This is a genomic window from Actinokineospora terrae, assembly GCF_900111175.1.
Lineage (GTDB): Bacteria > Actinomycetota > Actinomycetes > Mycobacteriales > Pseudonocardiaceae > Actinokineospora > Actinokineospora terrae.
In genome coordinates, this window is the sequence record NZ_FOGI01000013.1 from 151,965 (window position 1) to 168,248 (window position 16,284).

Annotated in this window: 15 protein-coding genes; 6 read left to right on the plus strand and 9 right to left on the minus strand. The window is 69.8% G+C overall.

The features are described from left to right. Window position 1 precedes the first annotated feature (1 nt). Genes BMY07_RS27425 through BMY07_RS27445 form a run of 5 tightly spaced genes read right to left on the minus strand, consistent with a single transcriptional unit; the run spans window position 2 to window position 4,956 of the window. Window positions 2-1,267 (minus strand): MFS transporter, encoded by a 1,266-nt coding sequence (locus BMY07_RS27425; protein ID WP_177215811.1) that lies wholly within the window; start codon window positions 1,265-1,267, stop codon window positions 2-4. A 5-nt stretch (window positions 1,268-1,272) separates the two neighbouring features. Next, on the minus strand, window positions 1,273-1,803 hold the full coding sequence (locus tag BMY07_RS27430; protein WP_245782694.1) for a MaoC family dehydratase: 531 nt from the start codon (window positions 1,801-1,803) through the stop codon (window positions 1,273-1,275). Between the two features lie 14 nt (window positions 1,804-1,817). Beyond that, window positions 1,818-3,053: an aminotransferase class I/II-fold pyridoxal phosphate-dependent enzyme gene (locus BMY07_RS27435; RefSeq protein WP_092784947.1), complete on the minus strand. Its 1,236-nt coding sequence runs from the start codon at window positions 3,051-3,053 to the stop codon at window positions 1,818-1,820. Then, entirely contained in the window at window positions 3,050-3,937 is an 888-nt protein-coding gene (locus tag BMY07_RS27440) for an HpcH/HpaI aldolase/citrate lyase family protein (RefSeq protein ID WP_092784950.1), read from the minus strand. Before BMY07_RS27440 ends, BMY07_RS27435 begins: the two co-directional genes overlap by 4 nt. A 2-nt stretch (window positions 3,938-3,939) precedes the next feature. Further along, window positions 3,940-4,956 (minus strand): quinone oxidoreductase family protein, encoded by a 1,017-nt coding sequence (locus BMY07_RS27445; protein ID WP_218150799.1) that lies wholly within the window; start codon window positions 4,954-4,956, stop codon window positions 3,940-3,942. A 227-nt stretch (window positions 4,957-5,183) separates the two neighbouring features. Between BMY07_RS27445 and BMY07_RS27450 the strand changes: the two genes are divergently transcribed. Continuing rightward, a complete protein-coding gene (locus BMY07_RS27450) occupies window positions 5,184-7,001 on the plus strand; it encodes a glycoside hydrolase family 15 protein (RefSeq protein WP_092784953.1) in 1,818 nt (605 codons plus the stop codon). 145 nt (window positions 7,002-7,146) lie between these two features. Continuing rightward, window positions 7,147-8,058 (plus strand): hypothetical protein, encoded by a 912-nt coding sequence (locus BMY07_RS27455; protein WP_143073672.1) that lies wholly within the window; start codon window positions 7,147-7,149, stop codon window positions 8,056-8,058. A 65-nt stretch (window positions 8,059-8,123) separates the two neighbouring features. Here BMY07_RS27455 and BMY07_RS27460 read toward each other — a convergent pair whose 3' ends face one another. Further along, the gene (locus BMY07_RS27460) at window positions 8,124-9,656 is read right to left on the minus strand and encodes a hypothetical protein (RefSeq protein ID WP_092784959.1); all 1,533 of its coding nucleotides are present in this window, start codon (window positions 9,654-9,656) and stop codon (window positions 8,124-8,126) included. Continuing rightward, complete coding sequence (locus BMY07_RS27465) at window positions 9,653-9,973, minus strand: hypothetical protein (RefSeq protein WP_092784962.1); 321 nt, start codon at window positions 9,971-9,973, stop codon at window positions 9,653-9,655. The genes BMY07_RS27460 and BMY07_RS27465 overlap by 4 nt, the downstream gene beginning before the upstream one ends. 124 nt (window positions 9,974-10,097) lie before the next feature. Here BMY07_RS27465 and BMY07_RS27470 point away from each other — a divergent pair, with 124 nt between their 5' ends. From BMY07_RS27470 to BMY07_RS27485, 3 genes are all read left to right on the plus strand, one after another. Next, window positions 10,098-10,769: a DNA alkylation repair protein gene (locus BMY07_RS27470; RefSeq protein WP_092784965.1), complete on the plus strand. Its 672-nt coding sequence runs from the start codon at window positions 10,098-10,100 to the stop codon at window positions 10,767-10,769. A 591-nt stretch (window positions 10,770-11,360) separates the two neighbouring features. Then, entirely contained in the window at window positions 11,361-12,500 is a 1,140-nt protein-coding gene (locus BMY07_RS33910; RefSeq protein ID WP_143073673.1) for a hypothetical protein, read from the plus strand. Window positions 12,501-12,939: 439 nt separating this feature from the next. After that, window positions 12,940-13,206, plus strand: a complete 267-nt coding sequence (locus BMY07_RS27485) for a hypothetical protein (protein WP_092784971.1) — start codon at window positions 12,940-12,942, stop codon at window positions 13,204-13,206. On the opposite strand, the gene BMY07_RS27490 is transcribed toward BMY07_RS27485, so the two are convergent. Together BMY07_RS27490 and BMY07_RS27495 are read right to left on the minus strand one after the other, a co-directional pair. Then, on the minus strand, window positions 13,199-14,269 hold the full coding sequence (locus BMY07_RS27490; RefSeq protein ID WP_092784975.1) for a fatty acid desaturase family protein: 1,071 nt from the start codon (window positions 14,267-14,269) through the stop codon (window positions 13,199-13,201). The genes BMY07_RS27485 and BMY07_RS27490 overlap by 8 nt on opposite strands. Window positions 14,270-14,421: 152 nt before the next feature. Next, window positions 14,422-14,874, minus strand: a complete 453-nt coding sequence (locus BMY07_RS27495; RefSeq protein ID WP_092784978.1) for a DUF4383 domain-containing protein — start codon at window positions 14,872-14,874, stop codon at window positions 14,422-14,424. A gap of 404 nt (window positions 14,875-15,278) precedes the next feature. Here BMY07_RS27495 and BMY07_RS27500 point away from each other — a divergent pair, with 404 nt between their 5' ends. Next, window positions 15,279-16,277 carry a methyltransferase gene (locus tag BMY07_RS27500; RefSeq protein ID WP_092785187.1) on the plus strand — a complete coding sequence of 333 codons (999 nt, stop codon included), beginning with the start codon at window positions 15,279-15,281 and terminating at the stop codon, window positions 16,275-16,277. Window positions 16,278-16,284 lie beyond the last annotated feature (7 nt).

The window sequence follows — 16,284 nt, forward strand, 5'->3', positions numbered from 1 at the left end:
GTCAACTCCTCGGACTCGCGGTGGGGACTTCCTGAGCGGCGCGGCGGCGCAGGACAGTGGTGGCGAAGTAGGTGAGGGCGACCATGACGACGACCCCGTGCATGAGCCCGACGACGGTCAGCGGCCGCCACGCGTCCAGCAGCCCGCCCGCCATCAGCACGCCGATGCCGAAGCCCGCGTTCTCGGCCATCGCCACCAGTCCGAAGTACTGCCCACGCGCGGGTTCCGGCTCGGCCTGCACCCGCGTGGTGTAACTGATCTCCGTGAATCCGTCTGCCAACCCGGCCACGACCAGCAGGAGCAGCACCAGCGGGTAGGCCGTGTCGGTGAACGCCCCGATGAACGCCAGCGACATCACCGCCGTCCCCACCACGAACCCCCACGCGCCCCGCCGGAGATCCCCCCGGTACACCCGGTTGGCCACCCGGTGGGCGAGGAACAGCCCGACCGCCCACGCCGCCCAGAACCCGCCGACGAACACGGCCGGGTCGCCGGGGTGCACCTGGGTCGCGTGCACCGGGACGCCGACCTGGTGCGAGGCCGAGCCGAACGCGTCGACCAGCCGGATCAGCACGATGGCCAGCACGGCGGGTGCCGCGGCCAGCGCCACCACCGCGGCGCGTCCGGGGAGTCCGCCCTTCGCCGCTGGGGCCTCGCTGCGGCCCGGGAACCGCAGCGGTGTGGACAGCAGCACTACCGCCGACACCACGAACGTCGCCGCATCGATGAGGAACGCCACCGGATAACCGACCGCGGACACCAGTAGGGCGCCGCAGGCGAACCCGACCGCCATCGAGATTGCCCGCCCGGTCACCAGCAACCCGTTGGCGTGCAACCGGTTCTCCGGACCGACGAGGTCGGGGACGCTGCTGCGCAACACCACCCCACTGGTCGTGGTCAGCAGCCCGATCGACACCGCCACCACCGGCAGCATGTGCACCCTGGCGTCCGACGGCAGCGCGGCGAACACGACCAGTACCAGCGCCTGCACCAGGTCGCAGGTGACCATCACCGCCTTGCGCGGCAGGCGCGCCGCGACGACACCGCCGAACACGCCCGCCACGAAACCGCACGCCATGCGCACCACCAGGAACACGCCGGTGGCGAACGCGCTGCCGGTGGCCTGGTAGACGAACAGGTGCAGCGCGACCATGTTCAGGAAGCTGCCGAACGACGACGTGGCGTTGCCCGCCACCAGCACCCGGAAGCGCCGCAGGTCGGCTGAGTCGGCGTGAACGCCGCTAGCGTGGGGAGGTTGTGCGCGCACGAGGCTCAGTACCCGGCCGCGTCGGCGCCGTCGTGGTCGCGGGTCGGGACGAGGAAGCTGCGCTCGAAGCTGAGCACGACCTCCCCGGTCGCGTTCTTGCCGGTCGTGCGGCAGTGCGCGATGCCCTCGCCCGGCCTGCTCTTGGACAGCCGCTTGCCGGTGATCTCGCTCTCGGCGTAGAGCGTGTCGCCGACGAACACCGGTGCGGGCAACAGGATCCGCTCCCAGCCGAGGTTCGCCGTGGCCCGGCCGCTGGTGCTGCGCGCGGCCATCCCGGCGACGATGCTCAGCGTCACCAGGCTCGACACCAGTGGCCTGCCCCACGCGCCCTTCTCGCTGTAGGCGGCGTCGATGTGCAGCGGTGCGGCGTTCATGTGCAGCAGGGACATCAGCACGTTGTCCATCTCGGTCACCGTCCGCCCGGGACGGTGCTCGATCACCGCGCCGACGATGAGGTCCTCGTAGCAGAACCCGACGACCTCCCGGAACCGGTTCTCGCCGACCTGCCGGTACCCGACGGGGTGTTCCTGCTGCACTGGCACTGCTCCCATCACGAGAGGTCGGCGGCGAGCAGGTCGGTGACGTGGCTCGCGAAGGTGGTCAGCTCGTCGTGCTCCATATCGGACCGGATCATCACGCGGAGCCCGGCCTGCCCGCGCGGCACGATGGGGAAGAACACCGCCGAGCTGTAGTAGCCGCGCTGGTACAGCTCGCTGGAGAGCCGGACGGCTCGCTCCGCGTCGCCGACGTCGATGCGCCGCACCGGCAACCCGTTGCCCGACAGGGGAGTGGGCAGCAGTTCGTCGAAGTGCGCGAGGTTGGCCAGCAGCCTCGCCTGCAACTCGCCCAGTTCCGGTGAGCGGTGGATCGCGGCACTGCCCAGCGCGGCGCCGATCGTGGGCACGGACAGGTTCTGCGACCAACCCAGCGGTCCGCCGTGGCGCGCGAGGAGTTCGACCTGCTTGGCGCTGTGCAGCATGGCCAGCCCGCCGCCGCTGCCGAAACCCTTGCCCAGGCTGGTGACGATCGTGGTCAGCGGACCGGGGGCGGTCCGGGAGCGGACGAAGCCCTCGCCGCGCTCGCCCATGATCGACAGCGAGTGCGAGTCGTCGAGGTAGAGGTACAGGCCGTACCGGTCCTGGAGTTCGAGGAGCTGGTCGAGGGCAGCCGATCCGCCCATCGAGTAGGCACCATCGGCGATGTAGGCCACGCTCGGGTACTTGCGGCAGGTGTCGGCGATGAAGTCGATGTCGTTGTGCCCGCTGGTGAGCACCAGGCTCTCCTGCGCGCAGGTGGCCTTCACGTACGACATGGAGAAGTGGCAGTACCGGTCGAAGATCATGACCCGCGGCCCGCCCGGCGCGAGGTGACCGGAGGCGAGCAGCGGCAGCAGGCCCGCGGTCACCGTGCTGCACGTGGTGCTGAGCAGGATGTGCGCGCCGAACAGGTCGCCCAGTTCCTCTTCCAGCTGGAGCTGGATCGTCGGGCGGATGCGCGTGGTGGACGTCATCAGCTCGATCGTGCCGGTGTCGCGCACGGCCTTGACCACGCCGTCGAGCACGGCGGGGTGGCGGTTGAGGCCGAGGTACGAGCAGGAGCACATGTTCGCGAACGCGTGCCCGGTCTCCGGGACGACCAAGCGGTTGTTGGACTCGTGGTCGACGGCGATGTTGATCAGCCCGTTGTCGGCGGCCGCCTGCCAGACCGGGTCGGCGTTGTCCACCAGCGCGGTGCTGTTGCGGAAGGTCCGGGGGCCGGTGACCTCCCGGACGTCGGTCTCGGTCATCGGACTCCTCCTGGGGGGTGGGGCAGCAGGGGTGGCTGGTGCGCGGGTGGCTCGGGGACGGGGGAGCCGAACTCGTCGAGCAGGCGGCGGGACTCGGCGAAGAACGGCCTGCCGACCATCCGGCCGTCCACGGTGGCCACACCGTGACCGCTGCGCCGCGCGGCGGCCACCACCCGGCCCGCGTGCGCGAGCTGGTCGGCGTCGGGGGTGAAGACCTCGGTGAGCACGGGCACCTGCCGGGGGTGCAGCGCGATCTTGCCGCTGAACCCGAGCCTGCGCGCCTGGACCGACTCGGCGCGCACCAGGGCCATGTCCACGAGCTCGAAGGTGGGGGAGTCGATCGCGTGCAGACCGGCCGCCCGGGCGGCGTTGACGATCATCGCCCGCACGGCGGCCAGCGGTTCCCAGTCCAGGCCGATGCCCAGGGCGGCGGCGTAGTCGGCGGCCCCGAAGATCAACCCGCGCAGACTGGGCGACGCGGTGGCGATGTCGGCGAGGCGCTGGACCCCGCGCGGGGTCTCGATGACGGCGAACAGCTCCAGCGGGTCGTCGTCCGCGCCGAGCACCTGGTCGACGATCTCCACGTCCCGCGGCGACTCGACCTTCGGCAGGTGCACGATCGTCGGGCGCACGGGGTAGTGCGGTAGCGCTAACAGGTCGCGGAGGCCGTCCGGGTCGGTGACCGCGTTGACCCTGATGCCGCAGCGCGACCGTTCCTTGAAGAACGCCGCCGCGCTCTGGCGGGCCTCTTCCTTGCGGTTGTGCGGGACCGAGTCCTCCAGGTCGACGACGCACATGTCGGCGCCCGCGTCGTGGCACGAGGTGAAGCGGTGCGGCGCGGTCGCGGGAACGCTGAGCACCGAGCGGCAGTAGCGGGAGAACACCGTCAGGTCTCCCGGTTCACGTCGACGAGGACCTTGCCTGCCGTGGCCCTGGCGGCGATCGCGGTGTGGGCGGCGCCGACCTGGTCGAGCGGGACGATCCGGTCGATGTGGGCGCGCAGGTGGTGCCGCGCGGCGAGCCGGAACAGGTGGTCGGCGATCCGCCGCAGGAGTGTCCGGTTGTCGACCACATGTCGCATCCAGAATCCGGCGCAGCCGATGGAGCGGTCGGTGAGTTCGTCCGTGGTGACCGAGATGGTGCCCCTGCCCGGTTCGGGGGCGCGCCAGCCGTAGCTGACCAGCCTGCCGAATGGAGCGAGGCCGCGGAGCAGTTGTCGGGTCTGGTCGCCGCCGGTGGCGTCCACGACCAGGTCCACACCGCGACCATCCGTCACGGCCCTTAGTTGTTCGTCGAGGTTGGTGGGCTGGAGGACCTCGTCGGCGCCGAGTCCGGCGACCAGCGCGCGTTTAGCGGGCGTTGAGGCGATTCCGATGACTCTCGCGCCTAGAGCCACCGCGATCTGCACCGCGAGGTGCCCCACACCGCCTGCCGCGGCTGACACCGCGACTGTCTCACCCGGCTTCAGCCTTCCCGCCAGCGTCAGCGCGCCGTACGCTGTGGCGCCCTGCTCGAAGATGCCGACCGCCTGCTCGTCGCTGATGCCGTCCGGCACCTCGACCGAGTGCGCGTCGTCAGCGGCCACGACCTGCGCGTACCCGCCGCCGTGGCGCATGAGCACCACCACCCGCCGTCCGTCCCGCCGCCTCGTGCCCACGACGTCGACCCCGAGTACAGCAGGCAGTTCCGGCGGGGGACTGTCCCCGGCCCGCCGTTCGAGGTCGTCGAAGTTGATGCCCGCGAAGGACACGTCGACCAGGCTCTCGCCGTCCTCGGCCGCGGGAACCGGGACCCGGTCGACCTCGATCACCTCGGGGCCGCCGACCCGCCGCATCACCGCGGCGCGCATGAGGGGCATGGTCCACTCCGTGGGGTCGGGCGGCTCGACTCCGCGCTCACGCACCGCGCTGTCTCCCCTATCCAACGGCGATTCGCGCGACGAGATAAGACGCCGATCGGCTCCACTTTGTCAGCCGCTCGGATCAACACCGGAGGAGTTGCCGGTTCGCCGTAGTCCGATCGGGTGCCGCAGGTTGCTTTGGGGTCCTGTCCTTTTCGGGTGAGGCGCGAGGTCGGTCCCGGGCCGCACGCTGGCAGTGGTCGTCGACCGCACCGAGCGAAGGAGACTGCGTGAACCAGTACCCGTTGATCGCCGAGCACGGGATGGTGGGCGACCTGCAGACCGCGGCGCTCGTCTCCGCCGAGGGCAGCGTCGACTGGTGGTGCGCGCCCCGGTTCGACTCACCTAGCATGTTCGCCTCGCTCTTGGACAGCGAACAGGGTGGGTTCTGCCGCATATCGCCGGACCTGTCGGAGGAGACGGTCGTGCGGCAGTTCTACCTGTCGGACACCGCGGTCGTGGTCACGCGCTTCATGGCACCGAGTGGGGTCGGTGAGTTGGTCGACTTCATGGCACCCATCACCGAGCGCGTGCCAACTGACCGTCACAGGCTCGTTCGGGCTGTGCGCGTCGTCAGGGGTACCTTGCCGTTCACCCTCACCTGTCGTCCTCGGTTCGACTACGGCCGCGCCTCGCACACCCTGTCTCTTACCGGTGGCCGGTCCGCGGTGTTCCACGGGCCGGGGACGGATCTGCACCTACAGGTCAGTGCGCCCATCGACCCACTGGCTGACGGTGACGACGTCCAGGCGCGGTTTACCCTGTCTGAGGGGCAGAGCGCTGTCGTGGCGTTGACGAGCGTCAACAGTGGAGGCTCGGCGCCTGTGCCGCCGTCGCCGCAGAGCGCGGCGGAGGAGTTGGAGGGGTGCCGCGCGTTCTGGTTGTCCTGGCTGCGTTCCTCGACCTACCGTGGGCGTTGGCAGCAGATGGTCCACCGTTCTGCCATCACGCTCAAGCTCTTGACGTACCACCCGACAGGCGCTCCGATCGCTGCGGCGACTCTTGGTCTGCCGGAGCAGGTGGGTGGGGAACGCAACTGGGACTACCGGTACACGTGGATCCGTGACGCGTCGTTGTCCGTGCGGGCTCTTATCGACTTGGGGTTTACGGAAGAGGCGCATGCGTACCGGCGTTGGCTGCGTGACCGTGTCGACGAAGGCACGGCTACCGGCGAACCGTTGCAGATCATGTACCGGGTGGACGGTAATCCGAACTTGCAGGAGGAAGTCCTCTCGCATCTAGAGGGCTACCGGGGGTCTTCGCCTGTGCGGGTGGGGAACGCGGCCGCCGGTCAGATGCAGCTGGACATCTATGGGGAGGCGGCGGACGCGCTGGCCCAAGTGGGCGACATGGCCGGGATCGAGGGCTGGCGTTCGTTCTCGGGCATGCTGGACTGGCTCGCGGCCAACTGGGACCAGCCGGACGAGGGCATCTGGGAAACCCGCGGCGGCCAACAGGAGTTCACCTACAGCCGCCTGATGACCTGGGTCGCGTTCGACCGGGGCATCCGCGCCGCCACCGCCCACTCCCGCCCCGCCGACCTCCCCCGCTGGACCGCCACCCGCGACGCCGTCTTCGACCAGATCACCACCCGAGGCTGGAGCCCCGAACGCCGAGCCTACGTCCAACACTACGCAACCGACGTCCTCGACGCCTCACTGCTCCTCATGCCCCGCATGGGTTTCCTGTCCCCACAGGACCCGTCCTGGCTGTCCACTCTGGACGCCATGACCGAGGACCTGGTGAGCGACAGCCTCGTCTACCGCTACGACCCCGCAGCCTCTCCCGATGGCCTGGCAGGGTCCGAGGGCACCTTCAACCTCTGCAGCTTCCTCTACATAGAAGCCCTAGCCCGCTCCGGCCGCCTAAACCAAGCCCACTACGCCTTCGACAAACTCCTGACCTACTCCAACCACGTCGGCCTCTACGCCGAGGAGATCGGGCCCACGGGGGAGCAGTTGGGCAACTTCCCCCAAGCCTTCACCCACCTATCCCTCATCGCCGCGGCCCTAGCCCTCGACACCCACCCAAACCACCCCACCCCCTAAACGGCAGGCCCCGGCGGCCGACCCCTCCGCCGGGGCCTGCCTTACTTCTTCGTCCTCCCATCCAGACGCGTCCGCCGTGTAACACGTGCCCCTGCCGTGTCGATCTGGTAGAGCGAAGATCGCTGTGATCATTCGAAGATGGGGCGTGGCGAGCGTGCGTGATGTGGACAGGCCGTCTGGAGCCATCCGCTCGAGGTTCGCTGCGTCCGCCACGATCTTGACGATCACTGCTGACGTCATCGCGGTTGTTGCCGTGATCTCGCAGGCTTTCGACGTCAAGGGTTGGCCAGTCATCGGGATCACGTTCGGGTTCGTCGGGGTGGTCATCGGGGCCGGCTATCTGCTGGCCACTTCCTTGGTCGGTTGGTCCAACTGGCCTCGCCTCACCGTAGCGATGGCGACAATGGCAGGGGTGGTGCTGGTTGTCATCGGCGTTGTCGGAGCGAGTGGTGTGACGACCACTCAGGCCGGGCCGGGACCTTCCGCGTCCGCTGCCCCCTCCGCTGCTACCAGCACGGCGACGAGCACCACATCGCATCCCTCGACGACGACCGCCGTCAGTCCGACCACTTCGGTGGTGTCGAGGACGACAGTCACAAGCACTGCCACCCCGAACACGCGGGAAGCGGTGTATGTGAAGGAACTGGTGTCCGAGCAGGAGCAGGAACTCTCACACCACGGTTGGGTGCTGGTGGACATCTCCGGGACGCCGATCGAAGGCGAGGCCGCCTACGTGTCCCCGTGTCAGACGGACTCCATAAAGAAGATCCACTTTGTGGTTCCGGAGGGGTACCGGTACTTCGTATCGCAGGTGGGCGCGTCCAAGTCGTCGCCACCGGGTACGAAGATCCGGTTCGAGGTCTACCTCGACGGCGGGATCCGGCCGGTGGGGTCGGTCGACGCGTCGCTGACGCAGCCGCAGAGTCTGCGGGTGGCGCTGGATCCCGCGAAGATCGTCGAGGTCGAGCTCAGGGCGACCTTGGTCAACCCGCCCCCGGACTACTGCAGGGGCGGGTCCGCCCGTGCCATGTGGGGCGAGGCACGCGTGGAGGCCTGAACCCGAGCGGCATTTCGGTTCTCAGGGCCCTGCCGATCACACTGAGCCTGCTGCTGCGATGAGACTCAGCCCACCGGGTGGCCTCTGGGGATGACGAGGTGGCCGTTGCTGTCGATGCTGGGGTATGGGGAGCGGTCGACGGGGTAGTCGTAGAAGTCGTCGCCGCGGGTGGTGGGGAATTCGAGGATCTCGTCCAGGGCTGTGTCGTGGCCGTGGTCGGGGTGGTGGTGGGTGCGCCAGTCGGTGAGGGTGTTGGGGTGTTCGCCTACCGGGACTGTGGGTTGGGGGAGGCCGATGAGCGGGCCGGTGCCGCCCGGGTGGGCTTCCTCCGGTCGGGTGAGCAGTGTGCTGTGGGCGCCGTCGTTGGTGGTTTGGTAGGCCTCCCAGGACGGGAAGCGGGTGACCTTGCCGTTGACCTCGGCCGGGCCGTGGCCGCCGCGTGGGTCGATGACCACGTCGCCGCGTACCGAGATGTTGGCGTCCTGCGCGATCTGGGGCGACAGCGGATTGGCCGCGTCCACCCGTAGTCGCACCCGGCCCGCGGGGTCCTGCTCAACGCCCACCGACGGATTGCCCACCTCGACGTCACCGTTACTCGCGTGCGAGGCGTTCTGCCGCACTACGACGACGCCGGACTCGTAGTCCACGAAGAACGACACGCGGCTCTGGTCCGGACGAGCGGACCGGTCGAACCCGCGGTTGTCGCCCTTGTCGAACAGCGTGCCGTCGAGCTTCGGGTTGAGCACCTCGTCGCCGCCGATGAACGCCGAACCGTGCACCACGCCGGCGCCGGGGACCGGGGTGATCCGGATGACGACCACGCGCGCGTTCGGGTCGCGGTTGGTCGCGTCGCCGCCCTGCAGGTCGAGGGCCTCGGCCATGAGCTTGTCGTTGGCGGACACCGGGTCGCGGCCGTAGACCGAGCGGAACAATGCGTCACGGCGGAGGTCTGCGTCGCCGGGCTGGTCGACCGGTCCCGCGTCCGGCCGCACGATGCCCGGCATGGTCCGGATGGTCTCGGCCTCCGCGCGCAGCACCCGCTCGTACGCCCGGATGTCCGCCTCCAGGATGGAGTTGAGGCCGAGCGCCTCGTCCAGGATCGGCCTGGTCAGGTCCAGCACGATCTCCTTGGCCTTCGCCTTGAGGTCGACCCCGGTGGCCTTCTTGAGGGCCCAGTTGGCGATGCCCGCGCCGGACAGGACCGAGATGGCGTCGTCGGCGATCGACAGCGCCCGGTCCAGGGCGGCGCCCAGCCGGTTCGCCGTGTCGACTAGCTCCCTGGCCTGCCCCTGCACCTTGACCAGCGCGATGCAGACCGCGCGGAACGACACCGCCGACGCCGCGAACTGGGCCGCCTGCTCGTACCGCTTACCGCTCGCGGTCTTGAGCCTGGCCACGGCAGCGTCAGCGGCCGCGCCGGTCCATACGGCGGCTAGCGCGTCGGCGAGTTCGGCCAGTTCGCGGCCAGTGGCGCTGGTGGTGGCCTGCGCGGCCTCACACAGCCGGGCGCGCGCGTCGAGATCGGCCGGTTTGCCGCTGAGGACCCGGTCGGCGAGGTCGCGGATGTCGTCGATGCCGAAGTACTTGAAGACGTTCATCCCAGGCCGCCGATGATCCGTCCGAGCGCCTGCGCGGTGGCCGCGTCGTCCCCGCTGTAGGCAGCCGCGGTCTCACGCAGCCTCGTGGCGAACCCGGCCACCTCGGCCTCCGACGCCGCCAGGTCCTCGAACCGCGTCTGCGTCCAGTCGAAGTGCGCCTGCTGGTACACCGCCGTGGCCTGCACGTCACCGACCTGCGGCGGCGCGGCGCACGCGCCCTGAAGCCGGACGGCGAGCTCCTCGGTCCGCTTGGCGAGGTCGTCCAGTGCTTTCGCGCCCTCGGTGAGCTTCCCGAGGTTCGCGGCGAATCCAGTCACGCTGGGGCCTCTCCAGTGCTGACGGGGACGGGCGGCAGCATCCTCGCGTGGTTCGTACCGCGTACGCCCGAGATCGGGCGCGGTTCACCCGATCGGTGCTCGTAGGCTGCCCCCGGGAGGCGAGATGACTGGAACCACGGCCGCCGAGGTGCTGGCCGACCTGGCCGCGCTGGAAGACCCGAGGGCACGCGCGATAAACGAACGCCACGGCGACGACCACGGCGTCAACCTCACCAAGCTGCGCGCCCTGGCCAAGCAACTCAAGACCCAACACGCCCTCGCGCGCGAACTATGGGCAACAGACAACACCGCCGCCCGCCTGCTGGCGACCCTCGTCTGCCGCCCCAAGGAGTTCCCACTCGCCGAACTGGACGCGATGCTCCGCCAGTCCCGCACCCCCAAGACCCACGACTGGCTGGTGAACTACGTCGTCAAGAAGTCCACGCACAGCGAGCACCTACGCCTGACCTGGCTCGCCGACCCTGATCCCCTAGTCGCAAGCGCAGGCTGGTCCCTCACCGTCGACCGCGTAGCCAAGACCCCTGAGGGCCTCGACCTGCCAGCCCTGCTCGACACCATCGAAGCCGAGATGAAGCCCGCCCCAGCCCGCCTCCAGTGGGCTATGAACCACTGCCTGGCCCAGATCGGCATCACCCACCCCGAGCACCGCCCCCGAGCCCTGTCCGTCGGCGAACGCCTGGAAGTCCTCAAGGACTACCCGACCCCACCCGACTGCACCTCCCCTTACGCCCCCACCTGGATCACCGAGGTGGTCCGCCGCCAGAACGCCGGGTAGGTTCCACCGGTCGCGGATAAGGGCAAGCGCGGCGTCACCATTGCCGTAGTCCGCTCCTCCGGTGCGTGGACGATCGGGTTCCAGGTATTCGGCAATTGACGCCTCGAATGGCCTAGTTGGGGTGCTCGGCAGGTTCTCTTGTATTTCGCTTCCGGTCGTTCGGAAGTGAAAGCCGCGCTGACGGTCTGGTTGTCGGGATGGGATTGTGGATGTGGACCGGGTTTGCTGGGCAGGAGAGTGATGAGCGGCGGATTGCCTTGCCATGAGCGGTTTCGGGGGCGCAGGGTTGGGGCGTTGAGCGTGTTGGTGTGATGTGGTGCCCGTGAGGACGAGGCGCCGGTGGTGGCCTTGGGTTCTCGGTCATCCCGCCAGGCCACTGGTCCGTGGCACCGGTCAGGACACCTTCGTGGAAAAGATGAGTGGATTATGAAGTCGACAGCGCGCACCAGAACCGGTCGGGCACTGCTCGCCATGGGGACCGCGGCGGGGTTTGTGGTTTTCCTGCCCAGCCAGGCGTGGGCACTTCCGCCCGGGTGCTCTCAGAGTGGTGCCAATTTCACCTGCACCGCGGGCGTACCGGCAGGTCAGGTGTTGACCGGCACCACGGGGAACAACGTCATCACCATCACCGGCGGCGCGGTCAACGGCGCCGTGAACGGCCTCGCCGGTAATGACACGATCAGGGTCACCGGCGTCGTCGGTTCCATCGGAGCGAACGGTCCACCGGGTGCCGCGGGCACGGCCGGGACTCCCGCGGGCAGCGCAGGCGGCAACGGCGGGGCAGGCGGCGTCGGAGGGGCAGGCGTGGGGGCCACCGGAGCCGTAGACGGTGGAGCAGGCACGGACAGCATCACCGTCACCGGTGGTGCAGGCGGAAGCGGCGGCGCCGGTGGTGTCGGTGGGAACGGGCTCTCCAGCGGCGCCGGTGGTGCGGGCGGCAACGGTGGAGTCGGCGGGATCGGCGGTGCCGGGAACGCCGGAGCCGTCACCGGTGGCACGGGTGGTGACACCGTCGTCCTCGCCGCGGGCAAGGGTGGCAACGGCGCACCCGGCGGCCTCGGCGGCACCAGCGGTTCGTTGGCGGGCAGCGCCGGTGCCGGTGGCATCGGTGGTGCTGGCGCGGCAGGCGGCGTCGGCAACTCCGGCACCTACACCGACGACGTCAGCGATCCCGGTCTCGACGACGTCACCGCGACCGGCGGCGCCGGTGGTCTCGGCGCGACGGGCGGACTCGGCGGGTGCGGGCACGGCGGTGGCGCCGGAGGTGCTGGGGGTGCTGGTGGGATCGGGAACTCCGGGACCACCAGCGGCGGTGCCGGTGCGGACACCCTCAAGGCCAACGGCGGACCCGGTGGCAACGGCGGTGGCGGCGGCAAGGGAGGCAACGGTTCCGCGGACGTCCAACCCGGTGGCGCCGGCGGGGTCGGTGGCGCGGGTGGTGCGGGCGGGATCGGGAACTCCGGCGCCCTGACCGGCGGAACCGGCGTCGACACCGTCACCGCGACAGGCGGCCTCGGCGGCACGGGCGCGGGCGGCGGTACCGGTGGCACCGGATGCGGTGGCCCAGGTGGTCCCGGCGGGGTCGGTGGCGCGGGTGGTGCGGGCGGGATCGGGAACTCCGGAACCACCAACGACGCGCTCGACACGATCACCACCCCGGTAGGCGCCGGTGGACTGGCAGGCGGCAACGGCGTGGTGGGTATCAACAACGGCGGCGTCTGCGCCTGCTGACCAGCACGCGCCTGCCCGGCTGCGCCACCAGCGGCCGGGCAGGCATTGTTGCCCTCCTCTGGTGATGTGGCGGTCATCCCCCTGTCGGTCGGCCATCACGCGGCGAGTACGCGTCGACCAAGAGACGACCGGGGGCCGGTGGTGTCGCGTGCACAGAGGATCTTCGTGGGCGTGCTGCTCGCCGCTTCGGCGGTGCTGGTGCCGACAGGTGGCCCCGCTCATGCCGCCGTCGCGGACTCCGGTGATCCGGATGCCGTCCACAGGGCGATCACGGCGCTCGCCGAGACGCACGCCGCGCTCGGTGTGTACGCGGAAGGTCCCGAGTTCGTCGTGCTGTTGCCCACCACCGGGCCGAGTAGTGACTCCACCGAGGACGACTTCCAGGTCACCGGCGCCCGGATCCGGCTCGTCCGCATAGCTCTCACGCACGACGAGGTGGATGCCACCCTCGCCGAGGTGCGACGCCGGGCGTGGCACCCCGAGACGGCCCGCTACTCCTACGGCTTACACCAAGGGCCTCATCGCCTACTTCGGCGGCGTCGAGTCGAGCAAGGGCGACTCGGGCGCGTCGTTCTACGCTTACCACCCGGACGGCACCGGGATCCTGATCCGAGGTGTCCACATCGGACATAGCGGGACCACGATGTTCGCCCACAGGTGGAGCACCGCCGCCGGTCGCCTCGGTGCTGCCACCGCCGTCAGCTGACCGTTCCGGCTCTCCGGGCGGCGTCCTGCGCGCGCAGAGGTGCTCCCACCTCGTGGAGGTGCTGGAGGACATGGCCATAAGTGCGCAAGAGTCCGCACTGGGCGTACTCGATGCCGCGTTGGTCGCAGAACTCGCGCACCAGCGGTTGGGCGCGCCGCAGGTTGGCGCGCGGCATGCTCGGGAACAGGTGGTGTTCGATCTGGTGGTTCAGACCGCCGAGGGCGAGGTCGACCCAGGGACCGCCGCGGACGTCGCGGCTGCTGAGGACCTGCTTGCGGAGGAAGTCCGGCGCGGTGTCGTCGGTGTAGGTGGGCATCCCCTTGTGGCCGGGGGCGAACGAGCACCCCATGTAGACGCCGAACAGACCCTGGTGCACGGCGATGAACGCGATCGCCAGGCCCGGTGGGAGGACGAGGAACACCGCACCGAGGTAGACCGCGGTGTGCGCGAGCAGCAGCGCCGCTTCCAGTCGCCTGGCCTTGACCTCGCCGCGCCAGACGGTCTGGACGCTGGTCCAGTGCAGGCTCAACCCCTCCAGCAGGAGCAGGGGGAAGAACAGCACCGCCTGGTGCTTGGCGGTCCAGCGCACGAACCCGGAGCGGCCGCGGGACTGGTCGCGGGTGAACGCGAGGATCGGGATGTCGAGGTCGGGGTCCTCGTCCTCGTGGTTGGGTTTTGCGTGGTGGCGGGTGTGCTTGCCCATCCACCAGCCGTAGCTGATGCCCACGAGCCCGGCGAGGACCCGGCCGAGGCGGTCGTTGGCCCGGCCGGAGCGCAGGACCTGCCGGTGCCCCGCGTCGTGGCCGAGGAAGGCGAGCTGGGTGGACATGACGGCGAGGAGCACCGCGGTGCCCAGTTGCCACCACGTGTCGCCCAGCAGCACGAACCCGGCGCAGACCGCCAGGAACGCCAGCAGGGTGGTGCCGATCTTGACCGCGTAGTAGCCGTGGCGGCGCTCGAGCAGACCCGCGTTCCGAATGACACCGGTGAGGGCGGCGAAGTCACTGCGCGCGGCGGAGCGGGCGGTGGCCACGCTCGCCCCGGGTGCCGGGGGTGCGGACATGACGAGTCCTTCCAAGTCCTGCGTCGCCGGGGACTCGGGCAACTGGTCGTCCTGACTCGACGGGGTTCCCGCGGGCCGACGTGCGCAAACACGCCGGACACCGGCGACGGGCGCGTCCCGCCGGGGACGCGCCCGTGCCGGTGAGCACCGGCTCAGTAGGAGGAGGTGGACCGGCGGTCGCGGGACAGCGCCAGGCCGAGGCCGAACATGCCGATGGCGAGGCCGAGGTGCAGCCAGTTGTCGGCGGTGTTGACCGGGACGAAGTTGGCGGCGCTGTCGTGGTCGATGACCAGGCCGTAGATCCAGAGGACGAGGTAGACGACTCCGCCGCCGATCAGGTACGACCGGGCGCCGCCCGCGGTGCGGGCGAGGGCGAGTCCCGCGATGCCGAAGGCGAGGTGGACCAGGTTGTGCAGCACGGAGACGGCGAACACGCCCAGCAGCGCCGCCTCCGAGTGGTGGCCCGCGAAGGTGAGCTGGTCGTAGTTGGTGGTGATACCGGGCACGAAGCCCAGGACCCCCACGAGCAGGAACACCGCGCCGACGGCGGTCGCTGCCAGTTGGATCGGTCGCTTGGTCGTCGCGCTGGTGTGTGAGGCGGTCATGCGGTCGCTCCTCGTGTCGTGGTGAGCGCCGGGGACCGGGGCGCGGTGGTGGCCCGACGAGCACCGCCGACCGCCCGGGGTCCGTGAGCGGTGCCGTCGTCGCTACCCGGCCCGGGTACCACTGCCTGCCGAGAACAAACAGTTGGTCTGGACCTCGGTGCCCGAGACCGCCACCCGATGTCGGCTGAGCAGCGCCTTTTGCCCGCACGGCAAACACGTGGTGACCTCGGCGGCCGCGCTCGATACTTCGAGGCGCACCGCGTGGCGCGGGCCGATCCGCCGGTGAGTGGGGTGGCGGTGTCCGTGGTCCACCGCGGACCGACTGATCGGCGTCCCGACGGACCGCGGAGTGGGGTTATGGGCTGGTTGGAGAACAGGGTCGTACGGGCGGGGTGGTCGTGGTGATGCCTCCGGAGTTGGGGACCGCGGTGTTCGGGGTGTACGCCACGCAGGCGTTGCACCTCGCTGACAAGACCGGGTTGTTCGCCTATCTCACCGACCACGGGGGCGCTACGTCAGCCGACACCGCCACCGCGCTGGATGTCGACCAGGAGACGCTTGACCGCCTGCTGCTGGTCTTGGTGTCGCTGCGGGTCGTCGAGCGTGACGACCTGGGTGGGCATCGGCTGCCCGAGGGCGCGCGGCCCTACCTGGACAAGCGTGAACCGCAGTACGTGCTCGGGTTTGTCGATCACTTGCTCGGCAGTGCCGCGGAGCAGTTCGGTGTTCTGGCGGACTACCTCGCTCGCGGGAAGAAGGCCGTGGATGCCGAGCGGCCCGCGCCGTTTGACGAGTTGTACCGGGACGTCGGTTCCACGAGGCGGTTCCTCGACGCCATGTGGCAGTTGAGTTTTCATGTCTCGCATGAGTTGGCGGCGCGAGCCGAGCTGGGGGACGCGCGCAGGCTTGTCGATGTCGGTGGGGCTAGTGGGCCGTTCTCGGTGGCTGCGTTGAGCACTTACCCGGAGCTGACCTCCACCGTGTTCGACTTGCCTGAGGTTGAGCCGTTTCTCAAGGAGACGGTGGACCGGTACCGGCTGGAGGGCAGGCTCGGGTTCGCGTCGGGCAGCTTTTTCACCGATCCGTTGCCCGAGGGGGACGCGTTCGCGTTCGGTTACATCCTGTCCGACTGGGACGACGAGACCTGCGCGACCCTGTTGCGCAAGGCGTACGACTCCTGTGTGCCCGGTGGGCGGGTGCTGGTCATGGAGCGGTTGTTCGACGAGGACCGCACCGGGCCGTTGCCCACCGCGGTGATGAACCTGTCGATGCACTTCGAGACCGAGGGGCGCCACCGGACGCCCGGGGAGTACACGGAGCTGTTGCGGGGCGCGGGTTTCACCGAGTGCGCGGTGCACCGCTCCAGTGCCGACAAGCACCTCGTGGTCGGCCGCCGCGTCTGAGCACCCG

Excerpts from the sequence above, each read along its gene's own strand:
- BMY07_RS27435 (WP_092784947.1), bottom strand. The coding sequence starts at position 3,053 with ATGACCGAGACCGACGTCCGGGAGGTCACCGGCCCCCGGACCTTCCGC.
- BMY07_RS27460 (WP_092784959.1), bottom strand. The coding sequence starts at position 9,656 with ATGAACGTCTTCAAGTACTTCGGCATCGACGACATCCGCGACCTCGCC.
- BMY07_RS27470 (WP_092784965.1), top strand. The coding sequence starts at position 10,098 with ATGACTGGAACCACGGCCGCCGAGGTGCTGGCCGACCTGGCCGCGCTG.
- BMY07_RS27485 (WP_092784971.1), top strand. The coding sequence starts at position 12,940 with ATGCCACCCTCGCCGAGGTGCGACGCCGGGCGTGGCACCCCGAGACGG.
- BMY07_RS27490 (WP_092784975.1), bottom strand. The coding sequence starts at position 14,269 with ATGTCCGCACCCCCGGCACCCGGGGCGAGCGTGGCCACCGCCCGCTCC.
- BMY07_RS27495 (WP_092784978.1), bottom strand. The coding sequence starts at position 14,874 with ATGACCGCCTCACACACCAGCGCGACGACCAAGCGACCGATCCAACTG.
- BMY07_RS27500 (WP_092785187.1), top strand. The coding sequence starts at position 15,279 with ATGCCTCCGGAGTTGGGGACCGCGGTGTTCGGGGTGTACGCCACGCAG.